The following is an 18,721-nucleotide window of genomic DNA, read 5'->3' on the forward strand; positions in this document are numbered from 1 at the left end:
TCGATTTCGACGGGGCAGAACATCTACAAAGCGGGCGCGGCTCCAGTCCGATCATGCGATCGCCGCCGAGTCGTTGAACCCATGGATCACGTCGACGATCTTCATGACCTGCTCTTCCTCGAACATCGAGTCGAAACCCTGCGGAGCGTGGTCGGTGAACGGCGACTGGTACAGCAGCTCCGGTTCCATGGTTCCGTGCTTCGTGAGGTGCTTGATGATCAGTTCGATGAACGCGATCTGGTTCGACGTCGCGGTCTTTCCGGCCAGGAACTCGGCGAAGGCCTCCTGCGCGGCCTGACGGTCGAGTCCGACGAGTGAACGGATGAACCGAGCCAGCCCGTCGGCATTCTGGACCGCCCGTTCGAAGTCCTCGGGTGAGCCGACGCCACTGGCGGTCAGCAGTTCCTGCAGAGATTCGAGATCAGACGACGTGAGCGCCTTGCCGGTCTTCAGCTTCTTCAGCGCGAGGTTGTCCGGTTGGCGGTTCAGATAGTCGCGGACCTTCGCATTGAAGCGTTCGACGTTTGTTCCCGAGACGAACTGAGGCATCTCGATCTCGTCGATCTCACCCAGTGTGTCTTCGAAGTTCGTATAGATCAGCGGACGCTTGGCCTTCTCGAGGAGGCCGACGATGCCGCGGAGCTGCTTCCGGCTGCTCTCCAGCATCGGTAGCGTGACGTCGACCCACCATTCGTCACCGGCAACGTCACGAAGAAGTTCTTCTTTCTCCTTGATCTTGGGGATGCTGAGCTGTTCGAGGAGTCCTTCGGCAATCGACCGAATCTGGTTGCGGTATTTGTCGAGAGTGTCGTCGGCTTTCACCACGGCGAGCTGGCTTCGGATGCACAGCAAATCGAACCGCTTGGCGAACTCGTCGCGGTCAGTCACCGTCGTCGGTAGTGGCGCAAGCGTCTCGATGAGCTCCGTCATCTTCTGCTCGGGGATCGAATCCCATTCGGTACGCTCGCGATACTTCTCGACCGTTCTGCGCTGACGTCGAACCAGAAAGTTGTCGAGTCGCATGCCGTGCACCTGCTCGAACAGGATGTCGGTGACGCTGTCGCGGATGGGTTTGTCGGTCTGATGGCGGTCGAGGCTTCCGATCAGTTCGACGCGCGCGGTGAACAGTCTTTCCGACAGCGACGCCGACATCGAGCCCTCCGACGCGTCGGGGTGCGCATTGAAGAAGTCGAAGTTGCCGCACAGGTCGAAGATGAAGAAGTCGGACTTGTGGTTCGTCTCGATATCCTCAGGACCATAGAGATTTCTGCGGAGTCGCGTTCCGCGGCCTACCATCTGCCAGAACTTCGACTTCGACCGAACCGGCTTGAAGAAGACGAGATTGACGATGTCCGGGACGTCGATGCCGGTGTCGAGCATGTCGACCGAAATCGCGATCTGGGGCAATTTGTCGGTCATGGAGAAGTCGTCGATCAACTGCTGACTGTGCTCGACGGCGTGGGTGATGACGCGAGCGAAGTGGCCGTTGTACTGCGGGTAGCTGGCATTGAATCGATCGGCGATGAAGTCGGCGTGCCGCTGGTTCTTGGCGAAGATGATCGTTTTGCCGAGCTTGTCACCGCCGGCGACCTTGTGTCCCTTCTCCATGAGTACTTCGAGGGCTTTGTCGACGGTGTCGGTATTGAACAGCCACTTGTTGATGGCTTCGGCATCGACGCCGTCGGGAGCGTTCTCGTCGTCGGACTCCCAGTCGAGTTCGTCCCAGCGTGTCTTCTCGTCCTCGGTCAGGTCGTCGTACTTGATGCCGGTTCGCTGGAATTTCAGCGGCACGTTGACCGCCCGCGGTGGCACGAGGTAACCGTCTTCGATCGCTTCTTCGAGGCTGTAGTTATCTGTGGGAATGCCCGTTTCGAGCTGGAACAGCTGATAGGTATTGAAGTCGACCTCGTCCTTCGGTGTCGCGGTGAGGCCAAGGAGCAGCGAGTCGAAGTAGCTGAAGATGTGGCGGTATTTCTGATATACCGAGCGGTGTGCCTCGTCGATGATGATGAGGTCGAAGTAACCGGGGCCGAAGCGTCGGAGACCGTTGTCGGTCTCGTTGATCAGGCCCATCATCGTCGGGTAGGTGCAGATGTAGACGCGCCCATCGGTGTTGCGTTCGGTGAGGAGGTTGACGGCCGACGACTCGGGCAGGAACGTCTTGAAGGCGTTTCCGGCCTGTTTGACGAGTGCCTTCCGATCGGCAAGGAACAGAACACGTTTGGCCCAGTTGGCGCGCATCAGCATGTCGGTCAGGGCGATGACGGTACGTGTCTTGCCGGATCCGGTGGCCATGACGAGAAGTGCGGCCCTCTGTCGGTCGTCTTCGAAGTGTTCGGTGACGCGGCGAATAGCGCGGTCCTGGTATGGGCGCTCGACGATGTGCTTCGGAATCTCGAAGTCCTTGAGGGTTTTTCGAGATGTTCGACGCTGGATCCTGAGCTCGAGTTCGTCACGCGTGTGAAAGCCGTCGATAGGCCGAGGAGGCGCGTCGAGGTCGTCCCAGAAGAAGTGTTCGAAACCGTTGGTGTAGTAGATGACTGGGCGCTGCCCGGTCATGGCTTCGAGGCAGTCCGCGTACAGCTTGGCTTGCTGCTGGCCGACTTTAGCGTCCTTCGACGTCCGCTTGGCTTCGACGACTGCAAGCGGCTTGCCTTCTGCGCTCCACAGAACGTAGTCGACATAGCCCTTCTTGCCGTCGGGCATGCCGGTGACGGGGTATTCGCGGTCACGCTTGTCCGCGAGAGTCCAGCCTGCCTCTCTGAGGAGGATATCGATGATGTCCGAACGGGTTTCAGCTTCTTTGTAGTCGTGGGTGTCCGGCTCGGCGGTGGCCTGAGCTGCGGCTACTTTGGCTTGTAGCTGTGCGATGAGCTCGTCGGAGTTCGCGTGCTCGGCGATCTGGGCGTCACGGGCGGCGAGCTGCTTCTTCAGTTCCGCGACCTCGGCTTCGCCCTGTGCGAGGAGGGCATCCTTGGCTGCCAGTTCGTCGGCCAAGGTTTTGAGCTGCGCGGCTGTCTTTGCTTTGGCCGCGCCAGGTTGGGGGACGAGGTTCTTGTCGAACTGGCGTTGCGCGTCGGGTTTGGATGAGGGCTGTGTCGCGAACGTACGGGCGAGCCACGACAGGACATGGAAGAGCTCGGTGAGCACGCGAATACCGATGTCGGGTTGCAGAGGCCGCGGGTCGTGGACAGCGTTGTTGCCGACCTTGCGAACCAGGTTCATCTTCGCCAGGAGGTTGGGCCCGACGAGGGATACGAATTTCGGTTCGTGCAGCCGTGCCGACAAGTCGTTCTTGTACGGCGGAGGTAGCTGCTTGACGTCGTAGATCCACTTCACCGCCAGCTCGATGGTGCGACGTGAATAGAACACGGTGGTACGCGGATCGAAGAGGGCGTCGCGTTCAGCGGCCTTGGCCTCGGCGTATAGCGCCGGCCACTCAGCCTGCAGGAAGTCGAAATTCCCCGTCATCGGTCAAGCTCTCCTTCGTCGCATCCTTGCGTCCGCTCACGATCGTTCCATACTGCCCAGTCTCATCGGGCAAAGCTGACAGACACTACGGGAGGGGTACGACAGTTTGTGTGTCACGGGCTTCCGACGTATCGGCGGATCAACGCACCGAGGCGTGGCGCAGCCATCGTCATGCCTGGAATCCGTTGTTGGCGATCGATCATCTTCAGCAACTCGTGGAGCGCGCGTTGCGCGTCCAAGCGAGCACCTTTCGCCGTTTCGTCGAGTTTCCAGCCGTTCTGCAGTTGGTCCTTGTGCTCGTGTGTGATGGCCATCAACGAGCACAGATCGCTGACGTCTTTGTCGGCCATTCGGCTGCGCCAAGCGAGAGCTTTCAGAACTACAGCAGCTTCAATGTCCGGCACGGGGACATGGAAGGACAGTTCGTCACCGGAGTGCAGACTTGCGTGCACTGCGATGTCGAGCGCATGTGCCGCCAACGCCAGGCTCAATCCAGGAATTGCATCGAACCCGCGGCCGCCCAAAATGACAGTCTCGTTCTGCATTCCAGTAGTGGAAGGCACTAGGAGGTCGATAGCGAGTGGATTGGCCGCGTCGCCAGATGGCGCTTCGTAGTGGTTTCCCTTGACCAGGGTGTACCCGCGCTTCTGGAGACTCTCGTGTAGGTCTAATTTTGCGGCGACGACGGTCTCGATTCCGGCATCAGCATCGGCGGTCACTCGTGCGACTGCGTCCGGGCTTGGATACGCGTAAGTAAGCAGGTGAACCATATGTCCACCGATTACTCTGTACTGGTGATCGTTGGTGGCGTGCGCGAGGTCGGCGAGCGCGCGGAGTCCAAGGTCGGAAGCATTCGATGCGGCCAATATGCGGACTGCTACTGCTTCAGCCACGCCATGACCCTTCGATTATCGCCTGGCGAAGGCGGTCTGCTGCCTCGGCGGCATCGGCTCCGGGGCTGCGCAGGACGTCGTATAAGGCCACTATTGGATCCACTAAATCTGATCGTCGTGTGATGCTGCTTGCCACCGCTGCGGTCTTCCAGATGGTTGAGTCTTCCGGCACGGTGACTCTGAGAGTGTGCTCATCGATGCCTGCAGGCGTAAAACCTGCTGGCGTGAAATCCAGTATTTCAGTGGAGTAGATAGAGGCTGTTAACGGGAGGCGCCACGGCGCGTATTTATCGGCAGCGGCATCCCCAGTCCGAAGCGCCGACATCCCCATCTCCGCAATAAAGGATGTGGCGTCGTCGGCCTGCTGCACTGAATATCCGAGTTGGAACCAATATGCTGATGCTCCTCCGGGGCCGGGGTATTCAAGAAGGTATCCGTCCAGTTGCCGACGCTTGTCCTTAATGCTCCATCCATCTACCGCGCGTCGCGCGTACCGATGCGCGCGGAGTACATACGATACAGATTGCTGAGTCACTGCCAGTGCCGCGGCGATTTCGGCTTGGGTGATGGGCTCGTCACTCAGCATCAGCAGCCGTTCCGTTGCCCAACGAACCCATGGCTTACGCCCGCGTGCCACCGAAGCCGTGTAGCCAGGCAGACTGTCGCTAGGTGTGAGTGCAAAAGTGCTGCCCGCAATTATCGCAGTTTCATTTTCGATATCGATCACATCTAACGAACGCTGTTGCGCTTGCTCGCGCAGGTACGGGGTGATGTGACCGGTGACAATGAGGAGCGAGGTGTCGGCAACAAGAGGTCTCAGATTCTTGACCCAACTCGGCGGCGGTGGTTGGCGACGTACCTGGACTCGCACTGAATGCGTCAGACCGTTTGGCAGAATAAGATGCCAGTCAGTCCTGCCACCGGCTGCGACGCGGATGTCCAGCTTTCTCAGCAGCTGCAGCGCCAGTGAGGATAGATCTGACGAGGTCTTCACTGATCCTCCTTGACATCGACTGAGCTGGTGATACAAACAAAATCAGAACTTCCCACTTTAGTTTGTTTGATCCTAGGCGAGCTCTGAGGTAGGCGCCAGCGAGGCCTTGGCTGCGCTGATGTTTGAGGCCGCGGACAAGGAGCTGGCCACTCTGGGCTGGGTTCGCTACAGGGACGCCTGATGGGATGACGGACCTGCACTCGGGCCTCCCCGGTAGAATAGGTGGGACTCCTTATTGTGGTGCAAAACCTAGCAATGACAGCCCTGAATCTGATCTTTAACTAGACGAGCAGGCTACTCTCCAGGCTGGCCGCAAGTCCGTCTATTTCAATCCTATTGATATGTTGGGCGTCGATTACTAAATGTATTTCTTTTATGCGGTCTAGAAACCGCCGCTGATCTGAGATCTCAGGAAGAGGGATTCGGAGAGATTTTATCATCGAAACGCTCAAATTTTTTTGACGCACACCACGCTGCTGTCTCTTAAACTCCTCCTTGCCAATCTGAATCGAATGGTAGACAAACTCGGTAACAGCGAGCGCGGGGTCGATCGTGCTGAAGGCAATGGCCTGATTGCAGGAGCAGTCGACCATCGTGATGGCGGACTTCAATGCGGCCGTATCGTACATCCCCAACATCAGAGATCCTCTTGGCACAAGTTTAGCTGCGCTTTTTTGCAGCGCTGACGCCGATATAGATTCGGCGCTTTCGCTGACATATATCGAGTCCAATTCACCAGACGAAAACCAGGGGATTTGCCCGTCAAAGAAGCTCGCATTAGAGCGAGACGGCGTACCACCCGACTTCCAATGACCTAACTGGTCCAACGCGATGGTTGGGTGGTCACGAGGGTTCTGAATTGGGTCCCCAAACATATCAATGTATGTGGAGGTGAGTAACGAGTTGGCTAACTCGACCGTACTGGCCCGTAAGGCCCGCATCTCGTCGACCTGATCGAGAATAGCCGCGATCTGCCGCTGATCAGGGAGGGGTGGAAGGGGGATCTGCAGGTTTTGCAGAAAGTTGAGCGGTACCCTTCGCTGTCCTCCACTGCCGGTCATCCGCTGCTCTCCCTCAACGCGAATCCGCTTCTGTCGGAGGAAATGAAGTAGATAGCGAGGGTCAAGGTATTGCTCGTTAGGTCTGATGACGTGAAACTCGGTCGACCCGAACCCGGTTGATCGTCTGATCCGTGCCTGCGCAATCTTTCCATTCTGAAAACATGGAGTGATTTTTGCGACCAAAATGTCACCGTCTCCGAATGGCGTAAATCCCTTACGTACCGCAGCGAAGGAACGATCCTCGCCTTGTTCGGTTGTGCCCGATTCTGACACGTTCGCCATACCCAGAAATGAGACGACATCTGAATCGTTGATTCGCGACGTCAGCTTGGGGTTGATATAGGCGACTTCAGCCAGGGTGGTCAGAGCATGTCGATTCACGAAGTACCTCCCGCAAACATCTCGCGCAGCTTGGCCATGCCGCTTTGGATGTCGAGCTCCAGCTTGTCCAACTCGTCGAGTATTTCCTCCGGAGACCTGTGCTCAACTTCTTCGTGCACGATCTCCTTGTACCTGTTCAGTGACAGGTCGTACCCCTGCGCAGCGATGTCTTCCTTCGGCACAACGAAGGACTGCTCAGTCCGTGCGCGATTCACCTCGGACCCATCGCGCTGCTTCCAACGTTTCAGGACGTCGGGCAAGTTGTTCTTCGCGTGCTCGTCGTCGGTCAGTTCGGCCAGCGCACCGAGCTTCTCGGACGGTAACAGCTCAGTCCGCTTGTCATCCAGCGACCTACCGTCGGCCCGGACGTCATAGAACCAGACTGTGTCGGTTCCACCGGAGTCTGTCTTGGTGAAGAACAGGATGGCCGTCGATACACCGGCATACGGCTTGAACACGCCCGACGGGAGTTTGACGACGGCGTGGAGCTTATGGTCCTCGACGAGAATCCGCCGTAACTCTTTGTGTGCCTTCGAACTACCGAATAGCACCCCGTCGGGCACGATGACCGCAGCCCGACCACCTGGCTTCAGCAACCGAAGGAATAGCGCAAGGAACAAGAGCTCTGTCTTCTTGGTCTTGACGATCTGCTGCAGGTCTTTCGCAGTGTTCTCGTAATCGAGCGACCCGGCAAACGGGGGATTCGCAAGAATCAACGAGTAGGCACCGGCATCACCAGTGTTAGCTTCGGCCAACGAATCTCGATACCGAACGTCCGGCTTCTCGACCCCGTGAAGCATCAAGTTCATCGAGCCGATGCGTAGCATGGTGCTGTCGAAGTCGAAGCCATGAAACATGTCGTTGTGGTACTGCTTGCGTGCTACACCGGACGCAATTGCGTCGCCATGAACCGCGCGCATGTATTCCGTTGTCGCGACGAGGAATCCGCACGTGCCAGATGCTGGGTCGACAATCCGATCGCCGGGCTCCGGTGCGGTCATGTGCACCATCAACTCGATGATGTGCCGTGGCGTCCGGAACTGGCCGTTGACGCCGGCCGTCGAGAGCTTCGAGAGGAGGTACTCGTAGATGTCACCCTTGGTGTCGAGGTTCTCCATCGGAAGTTTGTCGAGCAGGTCGATGACCTTTACGAGCAGCCCGCCGCTGGGCACAGTGAGGCGCGCGTCCTTCATGAACTCCGCGTAGGTCGAATCGTCGCCACGTATCTGCCGGATGTACGGGAAGACCCGGTCACTGACGATGGAGAAGACCTCGTCGGGATGCTTGTGCTTGAACGCCGACCACCGCAGGTCTTCGTGCTCGCCGTCGTCGGGAAAAGGATTGCCAATCAACGGCTTACGCAAGGTATTTGCTCGGCGCAACGCGATGGTCTGCTCGTCGTCCAGTCGCTTGATGAAGAGGAGATAGGTGATCTGTTCCATCACCTCGAGGGGGTTGGAGATGCCGCCTGTCCAGAAGGCATCCCAGATGCCGTCGACCTTGCTCTTGATCTCACCCGTGATCACGTACTCGTACCGCCTGTTCTGCTCGGAACTTCCGAACAGGACTTTATACACAGATACAGTGACACTGTATCTGGGGACACTGTGCCCGCTACGTTCAAATCGCACGTCGCGAACCCGTACTTATGCAGGTAATACCGGCCGTTTCGCCTGCGCAAGTGCGGGTTCGAGATCGGCGATCGCTGATGAACCGGGGTCACGGCAGAAGCTCGAAGTAGTCGAGGTGATTCGGTCGAACGACCTGGAAGTGGCGGTGGTCGATAGTCGCGACGCGGGTGACATTGTGACGTTCGGCCAACGCGACAACGCTCGCGTCGGTGGTCCCCAGCGGCAGATCGCCGTATTGAAGGACCAACTCGCTGCACCGGCTGTAGTCAGCGGGTTCGAGATCCAAGACCTGGAAGGCGTCGGTGGCCAACGACGACAAGAATTCAGCCTCGGTTTCGTGATCGACTCGACCGATCATGTATCCGACTTCCGCTACGACAGTGGACGGTATGCCGATGTCTTCGCCCCGGTTGTGGCAGTCGTGCAGCAACTGTACAGATCGCGCGTGCCACCGGTCGGTTGCGATTGCCGCGGCAACCAGCGGACCAGTATCGAAAATGATCAATCCCGTCTACCGGCCGAATCCCTCATCGAGAATCTCATCGGAACGTTCCGCGGAGTCCTCGGCACTGGACTTGGCCATACCGAACCATGTCGGTGGCCACTCCGACGTGCCGCGGGCTCCGGTCGAGCTCCTCTTCCTTGGCCTCTTGGCTACGCGCTGAGTCTGAACGACACTGCCGTCTCGGGAATGTATAACGATCTCTCCCGATCCGACGTTCGCGATGATCTGGCGTGCGCGTTCGATAGCCTCGGGCTGCGTTGCGGTTCGGGCGCTGGCTCGGCTGACACCCGGCTTTCGAACTTCCCAGCCTGTACCCGACGGCACCACGTGTCGTTCCGAGTTGAGAGTCATCGTTCCTACCACTTTCGCTCCGGGTCCCCACTGCCGGTCGCTTGAGGATACAGTCGCGACTGTATCCGCGACAGGCGTCGAATTCCGGGCCAGAATCCCGCGGCCGAACCCGCACTTATGCAGGCAAATCCCGGCTTGTCGCCTGCATAAGTGCGGGTTCGGCGGGGTCAGAGCCCCTTCGACCTCAGGTAGTACCGGCGTTCGGCGTAGTCGAGGTCGTCCTTCCACAACCGGGCGGCCGTGAAGTTCATCGCCGGACGCAACACGGGCGCGACGCGTCGGGCAATCTTGAAGCCCTTACGCTCGGAGCTCGCGACGGTGGCCTCGATGACCGCGGTGCGGGGCTTGCCGTCGGGACCGATACCCAGCGGCGTTGCATGCGTCTCGACGACGCTCCCCGCGCCCTCGCCCTCGAGGATGCGCATGATGATGGTGCGCGGACCGGGGCAAACGAACTCCGCACGCACCGGAACACCCACCCCTTTGCTGACGCGGAAGGTCACGTCGACGAGGAAGCGGTCGTCCTCTTCGGGCACGTCGATGTCGCGAGGGGAGTCGATGACACTGAGCCGCGCGAACGAGTACGGGTGGAACCACGCGCCGTGCCACGGGTCGAGGCGGTTGGCGATGACGTCGTCGGTCTCGCAGATACCGGTCAGGGTGATGACGGCGTCGATGCTCGTCGACGCGGCGGGACGGATCGGGACGATAGGGATGTCCGTCGGCTCCTCGCCGCCGAGGTCGTCGAGGCGGACCCACACGAGGACCCCGTCGTCGAACGCGGGTAGTGGACGCCACCCCGGACGACCCTTGGGGCCGAGAGGCATGCCGTGCCACAGGCAGATGAGGGTGTCGCATTCGATCTTGGCCTTGTCCAAAGGCGCACCGAGGTGCGGGCACGAACCGGGTGCGATGTGGATGCCGCCCTGGTCGTCACGCCAAGCGACGAGCTCGATGCCGGCGATGTCGCGGCCGAACGGTTCCTTCGTGCCGACGTCGCGGCTGGCGGCGAAGACGAACCAGTTGCCCGTCGGCCGGGTCTTCGCTCGCTTCAAAGCGGACTCGATGACCTGCGGGTTCGCGCCCTTCCACGTCGGCTCCTGCTTCGCCCACGCTTCCGAAGGCAACGGCTGCAGGGGCAGACTCTTGGGCCAGCGGCTGCGCAATGCATCGAGCGACACCATGATCAACAGGGTAATGCGGCTTCGCCGCCTGTGCGTGCGGAGTAACAGCGCAGACCAACTTTGCGCGCACAGGCAGCGACCCTGCACTTAGGTACGCCTAAGCTATGCTGCCCGGGTGAGCTACCCGAGGAAGAACGTGCCGATCGGACGAGCCGTACCGCTGCCGTTCTCGATGACCACGTCGACGATCGACCGCAGCGATGCCCGCACCTACTCCCCGCACACGCACGAGGAACACAACCTGTTGTGGGGCGCGACGGGGGAGCTGCGTGCGGTCGTCGACGGTGTCCGGTGGCTCGTTCCGCCGACCGTCGGGCTGTGGATCCCCGCCGGTGCGGTGCACGAGGTGACCGCAGGCCCGAGCACCGAGTTCTACTCGACGTACTTCCGTCCCGAGGTCTTTCCGCATCAGTGGACGGAGCCGGGTTTCCTCGCCGTCAGCAGTGTGCTGCGGGAGGTGATCCTCCATCTGCATCGGCGTGCGATGCCGGACGAGGCCAGACTCCGCGCGGAACAGGTCGTGTTCGACACCCTTACTCCCCTCGACGTCGTCGCGGTCGACATCCCGATGCCCGAGGACTCTCGCGCGCTCGCGATCGCCCGTGCCCTCGTCGCGAACCCGGCCGATCCGCGCAGCCTGTCCGAGTGGGCGCAGACTGTCGGGGGTAGTGTCCGCACCTTGACTCGGGTGTTCGCACAAGGAACCGGAATGTCGTTCGCGCAGTATCGCATTCACGTTCGAGTCCGAGCTGCGATGACGTATCTTGCTGCGGGAGTGCCGGTTTCGGTCGTGAGTCGACGCGTCGGCTATGACGCTCCGAGTGCCTTCGTCGCCGTGTTCCGCCGGGTCACCGGGCGCACCCCGGCGAGCTACTTCGCCGTCGCCCCCGACCTCGCCGACCCCACGTGGTCACTCACCGACTCCGCCTGACGGCCCGCCGACCACGCAGCCCACAGCTTGGCATACGCGCCGCCCCCGCTCAGCAGCTCGTCGTGCGATCCCTGCTCGACGACGCGGCCGCCGTCCATCACCACCACGACATCGGCAACCTCGGCTTGTGAAAGCCGATGCGCGACGGTGATAGTCGTTCGACCGGCAGCGAGCCGTGCCACCGCATCGTCGAGATCCTGTGCCCCTGCGCTTCCCGCTTCGGCCGTCGCCTCGTCGAGGATCAGCACGGTGGGATCGAGCAGTGCGACGCGTGCCAACGCGAGTTGCTGCGCGGCAGCCGCGGTCAGACTTCGACCACCGGAGCCGACGACGGTGTCCAGCCCGTCGTCGAGTGCATCGACCCAGCCGAGAGCGCCTGCCGACGCGAGTGCGGAACGCAGCCGCGACTCGTCGGCGCCCGGATCGACGAGATGCATGTCCTGACGGATGGTCCCGGCGAACACGTGTACCTCTTGTGTGACGAGGGCTATCGAGCGGCTCGATATGGTCTGTCGCGCAACACCTCCGATGTCGATACCGCCGGAAGGCTCGTGGATGCCTGCAATCAGACGTGCGAGTGTCGACTTGCCTGCACCGCTCGCTCCGACGACGGCCATGTGTGTGCCGGCAGAGATCTCCAGTGAAAGATCATGGACAGCATAACGTTTCGCACCGTCGTACCGGAACGACACTTCGCGCAACGATATCGAACCATCTGCTGGTGATGCGGTACTGACAGGCGGTAGCGGAATTAGCGTGACACCGACGAGCCGCGCGAGCGCGATGCCGCCTTCCTGAAGCTCGTCGAACGTCGTCAGCGCTGACCCGATGGGATCGAACAGCCGGAAGAAGTACAGCGCGGCGGCGGTAGCTGCACCCAGCGACACATCGCCACGGCGAACCAGTACGAATGCAACGACGAGCACCGCCGACAGACCGATGAACTCGGCCATGTTGAGGCGTCCGAAGAAGCGCGTGCGAAGCCGAGTTGCCAACAGTGACAGTCGCACTGCTGTAAGAGAACGGTCCCCGATGCGGTCCAAATGCGGGTCGCTGAGTCGGAATGCGAAGACGGTGTCGGTGTTGCCGAGCGAGTCGAGGGTCTGCTGTGCGCGTTCGCCTTCGGCCTCGCGTTCCTGGCGGTATACCGGCGCAGATCTTCTCAGATACCAACGCAGGGAGTGGATCTGAATCGGTGCCGCGATCAGCGCAGCTACGGCGAAACGCCAGTCGATGCCTGCCAATCCGACGACGGTCAGACCGATCGTGAGCCCCGCGCCTGCGAACACGGGAACGGCATTGCTGACCGCTCGCGTGACGAGCCGCACGTCGCTGGTGACGCGCGAGACCACATCGCCGCGTCCCGAGCGTTCCAGAAGGCTCTGTGGCAGTAGAAGAGTGCGGTGCACGACCTTCTCCCGCAGGTCCGCGATGGTGCCTTGCCCGACTCGTGCGATCAGGAAGTCGCTGGCGGCGCCGAACACTGCTTGCCCGACGGCGACACCCACGAGGAGAAGCGCAAGGAGCGTCACCTGGCGTTGCATACCGTCGCCGCCATCGGTGACGACGTTCACCATCATTCCCAGCACTGCAGGCGTCGCCAATCCGACGACAGTGGATGCGACGAGCGCAAGGATTGCGCCGAGCGCACCGAATCGTCTGGCACGCAACAAATCTACTGCTGCGCGACGCGTCTCCCGCCAACTGGCGGTGGGGAGAAGTTCCGCACTCACTGCACACTCACTACTCTGTCGCAGATCGCTAGCAGCGCTGGACTGTTCGTCACTATCAAAGTCATTCTGTCTCTGCGCAACCGAGCGATTCCGGATGCGATCGACGCCTCGGTGACCGAGTCGACCGCCGTTGTCGGGTCGTGCAACACCAGGATTTCGGGGTCGACGGCGAGTGCGCGGGCGAGCGCGACGCGTTGACGTTGGCCACCCGACAGCGACAACCCGTCCTCGGTGACGTGAGTGTCGAGACCGTGGGGCAGAGTGGCGACGACCTCGTCGGCTGCGCTTGCGGACAGCGCGTCGTCGATGTTCGTGCCCGGAACATTGTCGCGTATCGAGCCCGTGAACAGCGTGCTGTCGTGTGGCACGACCAGCATTGTTCGACGCAGGCTGTCGAGATCGTATGTGTCGGTGTCATTTCCGTCCACAAGAACGCTGCCCGACGACGCCACGCGCCGCGACAGACGGTCCATCAGTCCGGCCGCGTCCGAGGAGTTCCGTAACCGCACTCCGACGATCTCGCCGCGCCGGACGTACAGTCCAGGTTCCGTGAGGATTTCGAGTTCGTCAGGCCTCGACGGCGCCTGGATGCCGTTGGGATCCGACTCTCCACTGGCGTTCAGGTACGCGGCAATTCGGCCGCCCGATGCGCGCGCCCATGCGAGCCCCTCCCCGAAGTAGACGATGTCGATCAACGGCCCGCTGAGGAACTGTGCGAGTCCGACGACGGCGATGAGTTCGCCGACGCTGATCGATCCCCTGACTGCGAACGTCGCACCGACGAACGCGATCAGCGCGATGAATCCACGTGTCATCATGACGTTCAGTGCGGAGTACAACACCTGATAGCGCTCGGCTCGCATCGTCGCGTCGAGGGAGGACCGGCTGGCGACCGCATATCGCTTCTGCGCGTTGGCTTGTGCGTCGACACCGCTCAGAACGCGCAGCCCGGTGAGCAGGTCTGTCGCGAGTGCCCCTGCAAGCGCGGCCTGGTGCTGATCGGATTCACGACGGCGTTCCAGTGGGCGACCCAACCACAGCATGATGACCAGCACCGGAGGTGTTCCGAGTACGACGAGGAGGCCGAGCGGAACCGAGATGACGAACAATGCTGTCGCGGCGGTCAGTACGCCGACTGCGGCTGCGAGCTTCGTCGACACCGTGCGGGCGAAGTTCGCGACACCACCGGCGTCGGACGTCGCAATGGAGTAGAGCTCGCCGGGCATGCGGCGTTCGGCGATTCCACGGGGATCGAGTGCCAGCCGGGCGACGCTCATCCGCAGCGCGTGCGCGCCGTACTCCATCACGGAGGCGCACAATCGAGCTCCCACACGCCAACTGAGCAGCAGTCCGGTGAACACGAGACCGAGGATCAGGATCCATCGTCCGAGCGCCGCGGAATCGCCCGTGGCGACGGCACGGTCGATCACAGCGCCGATGACGACAGGCACCAGTGCTTCACCGACTTGGTGGCCTGTGTAACCGACGGACGCGCCGACGAGGCGCCGACCTCTGCCGTCGTCGTTGATTGCGGTTCGTACGACGGAGGCTCTCGTCGCGGTCGGGGAAGTCACGAAGAGACCGTAAGGTCCGAAGTGTCTGGTCAGCGAGAGGGTCTCCGGCCATATTCTGTGCCGTTCGAGCCATGGCGCAATCCCTTCATCGGTTGGCCGTTTCGGTGAACTCACGCCGGGCGCTCTCCACTAGCCTCAGGCGAGGCTTACCTATATCGGGGCGCTACAAGATCTGGAGAAACGAAACACCTATGTCAGTGATCACCTCGGACCTCACCCGTCGACGATTCGGTTTCGGCTTGGCAGCCGCAGGTCTCGGCGCTGCTCTTGCGGCCTGCTCTACCGAGGAGGCCTCGTCGGCGCCCGACATCGTCGGTCGCGTTCCCTTCGGATACAGCCAGAATTCGGTCGAGATCCCCCGTGATCCGCAGCGAGTGGTCTCCATTCAGGGTCGTGCCGACCTCGAGTTCGGTCTACTGGCCGGATACACCATGGTCGCCAGCGGGGCCTCCTTTCTGCCCAATGAGCCGGTAGGGGTCCAGTTCGGTTCGCTCGTGCCCACCGAACTGCCGCGGCTCGGGCTCGGCGACGGCACCGACGTCGACTACGAGCAGCTTCTCGGGCTCGAACCGGACCTCATTCTTGTTCCCAGTTACGGCTATGAGGTCGACTGGTACGGAAACGACCGTCTGCGACAGATCGCTCCGGTTGCCCCGATCTCGGACAACTTCATCGGCTGGCGTGAGGATCTCACCGCCCAGTTGGCCACACTCGGCCGTCCAGGGGTCGGTCCCGAACTGTTTGCCGACTACAACGCGTCGGTCGCGTCCATCCGAAGCGAACTCTCCGGAGCATTGAGCGGTAAGCGCGTTGCGATGGCCGCGGCAGGTGAGACCGATCTGTTCATACAGCAGAACGGAATTCAGGTCAGCACCGCGATGGATGTGGGTCTCGTCGTACCCCACTACGACCCGACCGCCGACGGCGGACTTCAGATCGCGCAGGAGAACTTCGACCGACTCCAGGACATCGACGTGATGATTCTTCAGGTCAACGACGGCAGTGGGCAGGTTCCCGACCTCGGTCCGACATGGAATCTGTTGCCGTTCGTGCAAGCCGGGCGGGTTCACGTGATCGACGGTCGCTTCAACCAGGGATTCGTCGTCACGGCCACCAACTATCTGAGTCAGATCCGCACTGCTGCAGGGTTGATTGCCTGACATGAGTATCGACATGGACATTTCGCGTCGCAGTTTCGGAATCGGTCTCGGCGCCGCAGGGATCGCAGCGTTCCTGGCAGGCTGCAACAGCAGCGGCGACGATGCAGGTGCCGACGCGGCTGCGACCAAGACGGTCACGACACCGCTCGGGACGTACGACATCCCGGTCGACCCCAAGCGCGTCGTTGCGATCGACTCGCGACTCGATCTGGAACCCGCTGTGGCACTGGAGCTTCCCATCATCGGGTACACCTACGCGCCAGCGACGCCCTGGGTTCCGGTCGGTGACGACGCCCGGTACCTGAGCGAAATCCCCAACCGCGAACAGATATTGGCGCTCCAACCCGACCTGATCGTCTGCCTCAACAGTGACAGCGAGTGGTGGCCGGTGAACGATCTGTCCACCATCGCGCCGGTGCTGACCACGGAATTCGAGCAGACCTGGCGTACCAACCTCGACAACTTGGCGGGCTGGCTCGGTCGAACTCCGACGCTGGACAAGCTGATTCTCGACTACGACTCGTTCATCGACGACGTCCGCACGCGTCACGAGGCCAAGATCGCATCGCGCACCGTCGCCAGTGTGTCCTTCCTGCCCGATACGAACATGTTGTACGTCACCAGCATTCGCACCACGGAGAAGGGTGACAAGCCGTCGGACATGACGTTGACCGACATCGGTGGGACGACGCTGACGATGGACGGTCTCGACGGAGAGGGCGGCATTGCGATCGAGAACGTCGACCAGTTGTCGGGCGTCGACGGCTTCATGGTGACCGACGAACCGGACAGCGCCGAGTACGCAGCGCTGGCGGGTAACACTCTGTGGCAACGACTTCCGGCCGTACAGGCAGGCAACGTGACCACTCTCGGTGGCTCGACCTACTACGGATCGATCTACACGGTGTCCTACGTGGCCAAGGGCTGGGATGCCCTCTACTCGAAGATGGTGTGAGCATGACTACCAAGACGATCGACGACGAGTTCGCCCGGATCGTGGGTTCCCTCTCCCGGCGTGGATTCCTCACCGGCGCAGCGGCACTCGCCGGAGTGGGACTGCTGTCCGCGTGTTCCGGCCAGAGCTCCGAAGCGGCAACCGAAGACATGGTCGAGATCGAGGTCGACGGTGAGAAGTACCGGATTCCGCGCGACCCGAAACGTGTCGTTGTCGTGGAGGCCAGGGGCGGACTGGACTTCGCGCTGCTCGCGGGTTACCCGATCGTGGCGAGCAACTGGGACGAGAAGTCGCATTTGATGACGATGGTTCCCGAGGGCACCGCGAAACTCGGCGGCACCAACAACGAGCCGAACGCCGAGGCGATCCTGAGCCATGAGCCGGACCTGTTGGTCGTCGGCGAGGGTTGGTGGAAGTACTACCAGGAGCACAGCCTGCTCGGTACCGACATCGCACCCGTCCTGGTCGTCGGGATGGGCGCGACCGACTCCCAGTGGAAGCAGGCGATGATCGATCAGCTGACTGCACTGGAGCGCAAGGACGTCGCCGATGAAGTGATGGCGGACTACAACGCACAGATTGCCGCGTCGAAGGAACGAATCGGTGGTCTGCTCGACGGCAAGACCGTCATCGTGGCGGGCGTCGACGACGGGCAGTTCTGGATTCAGCGCGAGACGTTCGTGACGTCCGTCATGAGGGATCTGGGACTGAACGTCGTCACGATGGCGCCGCGAGGCCCGACCGACACGGACTACGCGACGTTCTACGGGCTGGAAGACCTCGACGTCTTCGACCAAGCAGATTTCATACTGCTCCAGAACATCGACGCGCCTGACACACAATCGGCGACGTGGAAGCGAGTGCGCGCGGTGCAAGCCGGTCATGTCGGCGAGCTGCCCTACGACCTCAACAGTGGACTGGCTCTGACGGCTACCGCTCTGGCCGCCGATCTGGCGGAGAAAGTGCAGGTAATGCGATGAATCGCATGATCATCGGCGAGGTCGTCGAGAAGTTCTATCTCACACCGGGAATGATTCGCGTCGTGTTCGGCGGTGAGGACCTACGGACGTTCGAGTCCGCTCCGGAGGGCGACGAATATCTACGGCTCCATTTTCCCGTCGACGGGGAGTTGATCCTGCCCACCCCGAATCCGGATGATCCCGATGGTCGCTGGATCTACCCGGACAACGCGTCTCCTGCGGTGGCGTACACGGTTCGAAAGTTCGAGAACAATACGATGACAATCGATTTCGTCGTCCACCAAGGCGGCGTGGCGTGCGAGTGGGCGCGCACATGCGTCGTCGGCGACACGCTGGGGATCGGCGGCTCGCGCGGGCTCTACGAGCCTCCCGCTGACGTGCAGTGGCAGATGTTCCTCGCCGACGCGACGGGCCTGCCTGCGCTCGGCCGGCTCGTCGAGCAACTGCCGGCGGGGATGAAGGCGCGTGCGATCGTCGAGGTGGCCGACGCGTCGCACGAACAGACGATCGAGAGCGACGCGGATGTCGAGTTCGTCTGGCTGCACGGGTGCGGCAACGGCGTCGGACCGTCGCGGCTGCTGGAGGCATTGAAGTCCGCGCCTTTGCCCACGGGATCCGGCTACGTCTGGGTCGCGGGCGAGACTGCGATGCAGCGCGACATCCGACGCTACCTGCGCCACGAGTTGAAGCTGCCGGGCAGCGCGTACAAGGTCATCGGGTACTGGACCGACAACAGTGAGGAGTACGACCGCAAGCGCGACGCTCTGTCCCCGGAGGTCTCGGCGCGTCTCGAAGCGATCTGGGCCGAAGCCGATGGCGACGACGAGGAATCGCGTCGGGACCGATACGAGAAGGCGTTGGAGGAAGTCGGTTTGTAGTGCGCCTGCGGCGCCCGTGCGTGCGTAGTTGGCCCCCGC

General features: G+C 61.5%; 15 protein-coding genes. 5 read left to right on the forward strand and 10 right to left on the reverse strand.

The window, feature by feature from the left end; all coding sequences use genetic code 11:
• Positions 1-51: 51 nt before the first annotated feature.
• The 8 genes from CHB96_RS19545 to CHB96_RS19580 form a co-directional block, all read right to left on the reverse strand.
• The gene (locus CHB96_RS19545; RefSeq protein ID WP_089249328.1) at positions 52-3,471 is read right to left on the reverse strand and encodes a DEAD/DEAH box helicase family protein; all 3,420 of its coding nucleotides are present in this window, start codon (positions 3,469-3,471) and stop codon (positions 52-54) included.
• A gap of 113 nt (positions 3,472-3,584) precedes the next feature.
• Positions 3,585-4,364, reverse strand: coding sequence for a hypothetical protein (locus tag CHB96_RS29425; RefSeq protein ID WP_141136509.1), 780 nt, complete (start codon positions 4,362-4,364; stop codon positions 3,585-3,587).
• Entirely contained in the window at positions 4,357-5,358 is a 1,002-nt protein-coding gene (locus CHB96_RS30165; RefSeq protein ID WP_089249332.1) for a hypothetical protein, read from the reverse strand. The genes CHB96_RS29425 and CHB96_RS30165 overlap by 8 nt, the downstream gene beginning before the upstream one ends.
• Positions 5,359-5,639: 281 nt before the next feature.
• Positions 5,640-6,800, reverse strand: coding sequence for a restriction endonuclease subunit S (locus CHB96_RS19560; RefSeq protein ID WP_141136510.1), 1,161 nt, complete (start codon positions 6,798-6,800; stop codon positions 5,640-5,642).
• On the reverse strand, positions 6,797-8,326 hold the full coding sequence (locus CHB96_RS19565; RefSeq protein WP_089249336.1) for a type I restriction-modification system subunit M: 1,530 nt from the start codon (positions 8,324-8,326) through the stop codon (positions 6,797-6,799). The genes CHB96_RS19560 and CHB96_RS19565 overlap by 4 nt, the downstream gene beginning before the upstream one ends.
• A gap of 193 nt (positions 8,327-8,519) precedes the next feature.
• On the reverse strand, positions 8,520-8,936 hold the full coding sequence (locus CHB96_RS19570; protein ID WP_089249338.1) for a type II toxin-antitoxin system VapC family toxin: 417 nt from the start codon (positions 8,934-8,936) through the stop codon (positions 8,520-8,522).
• Between the two features lie 6 nt (positions 8,937-8,942).
• Positions 8,943-9,287 (reverse strand): DUF2188 domain-containing protein, encoded by a 345-nt coding sequence (locus CHB96_RS19575; protein ID WP_089249340.1) that lies wholly within the window; start codon positions 9,285-9,287, stop codon positions 8,943-8,945.
• A gap of 167 nt (positions 9,288-9,454) precedes the next feature.
• The gene (locus CHB96_RS19580; protein ID WP_089249342.1) at positions 9,455-10,471 is read right to left on the reverse strand and encodes a DUF5914 domain-containing protein; all 1,017 of its coding nucleotides are present in this window, start codon (positions 10,469-10,471) and stop codon (positions 9,455-9,457) included.
• A gap of 115 nt (positions 10,472-10,586) precedes the next feature.
• On the opposite strand from CHB96_RS19580, the gene CHB96_RS19585 reads away from it, so the two are divergent.
• On the forward strand, positions 10,587-11,402 hold the full coding sequence (locus CHB96_RS19585) for an AraC family transcriptional regulator (protein ID WP_245865906.1): 816 nt from the start codon (positions 10,587-10,589) through the stop codon (positions 11,400-11,402).
• On the opposite strand, the gene CHB96_RS19590 is transcribed toward CHB96_RS19585, so the two are convergent.
• Entirely contained in the window at positions 11,342-13,135 is a 1,794-nt protein-coding gene (locus tag CHB96_RS19590) for an ABC transporter ATP-binding protein (protein ID WP_089249344.1), read from the reverse strand. The genes CHB96_RS19585 and CHB96_RS19590 overlap by 61 nt on opposite strands.
• Entirely contained in the window at positions 13,132-14,709 is a 1,578-nt protein-coding gene (locus CHB96_RS19595; RefSeq protein ID WP_245865908.1) for an ABC transporter ATP-binding protein, read from the reverse strand. The genes CHB96_RS19590 and CHB96_RS19595 overlap by 4 nt, the downstream gene beginning before the upstream one ends.
• A gap of 191 nt (positions 14,710-14,900) precedes the next feature.
• Here CHB96_RS19595 and CHB96_RS19600 point away from each other — a divergent pair, with 191 nt between their 5' ends.
• Genes CHB96_RS19600 through CHB96_RS19615 form a run of 4 tightly spaced genes read left to right on the forward strand, consistent with a single transcriptional unit; the run spans position 14,901 to position 18,682 of the window.
• Complete coding sequence (locus CHB96_RS19600; RefSeq protein WP_176444381.1) at positions 14,901-15,869, forward strand: ABC transporter substrate-binding protein; 969 nt, start codon at positions 14,901-14,903, stop codon at positions 15,867-15,869.
• 1 nt (position 15,870) lies between these two features.
• Positions 15,871-16,824, forward strand: a complete 954-nt coding sequence (locus CHB96_RS19605; protein ID WP_089249346.1) for an ABC transporter substrate-binding protein — start codon at positions 15,871-15,873, stop codon at positions 16,822-16,824.
• 2 nt (positions 16,825-16,826) lie between these two features.
• Positions 16,827-17,804, forward strand: coding sequence for an ABC transporter substrate-binding protein (locus CHB96_RS19610; protein WP_089249348.1), 978 nt, complete (start codon positions 16,827-16,829; stop codon positions 17,802-17,804).
• On the forward strand, positions 17,801-18,682 hold the full coding sequence (locus CHB96_RS19615; protein ID WP_245865913.1) for a siderophore-interacting protein: 882 nt from the start codon (positions 17,801-17,803) through the stop codon (positions 18,680-18,682). The genes CHB96_RS19610 and CHB96_RS19615 overlap by 4 nt, the downstream gene beginning before the upstream one ends.
• The last annotated feature ends 39 nt before the right edge of the window (positions 18,683-18,721 follow it).

Source organism: Rhodococcoides kyotonense, assembly GCF_900188125.1.
Classification (GTDB): Bacteria; Actinomycetota; Actinomycetes; order Mycobacteriales; family Mycobacteriaceae; genus Rhodococcoides; species Rhodococcoides kyotonense.

Coding starts and splice junctions, on each gene's coding strand:
- CHB96_RS19545 (WP_089249328.1), bottom strand. CDS start 3,471: ATGACGGGGAATTTCGACTTCCTGCAGGCTGAGTGGCCGGCGCTATAC.
- CHB96_RS19575 (WP_089249340.1), bottom strand. CDS start 9,287: ATGACTCTCAACTCGGAACGACACGTGGTGCCGTCGGGTACAGGCTGG.
- CHB96_RS19580 (WP_089249342.1), bottom strand. CDS start 10,471: ATGGTGTCGCTCGATGCATTGCGCAGCCGCTGGCCCAAGAGTCTGCCC.
- CHB96_RS19600 (WP_176444381.1), top strand. CDS start 14,901: ATGTCAGTGATCACCTCGGACCTCACCCGTCGACGATTCGGTTTCGGC.
- CHB96_RS19605 (WP_089249346.1), top strand. CDS start 15,871: ATGAGTATCGACATGGACATTTCGCGTCGCAGTTTCGGAATCGGTCTC.
- CHB96_RS19610 (WP_089249348.1), top strand. CDS start 16,827: ATGACTACCAAGACGATCGACGACGAGTTCGCCCGGATCGTGGGTTCC.
- CHB96_RS19615 (WP_245865913.1), top strand. CDS start 17,801: ATGAATCGCATGATCATCGGCGAGGTCGTCGAGAAGTTCTATCTCACA.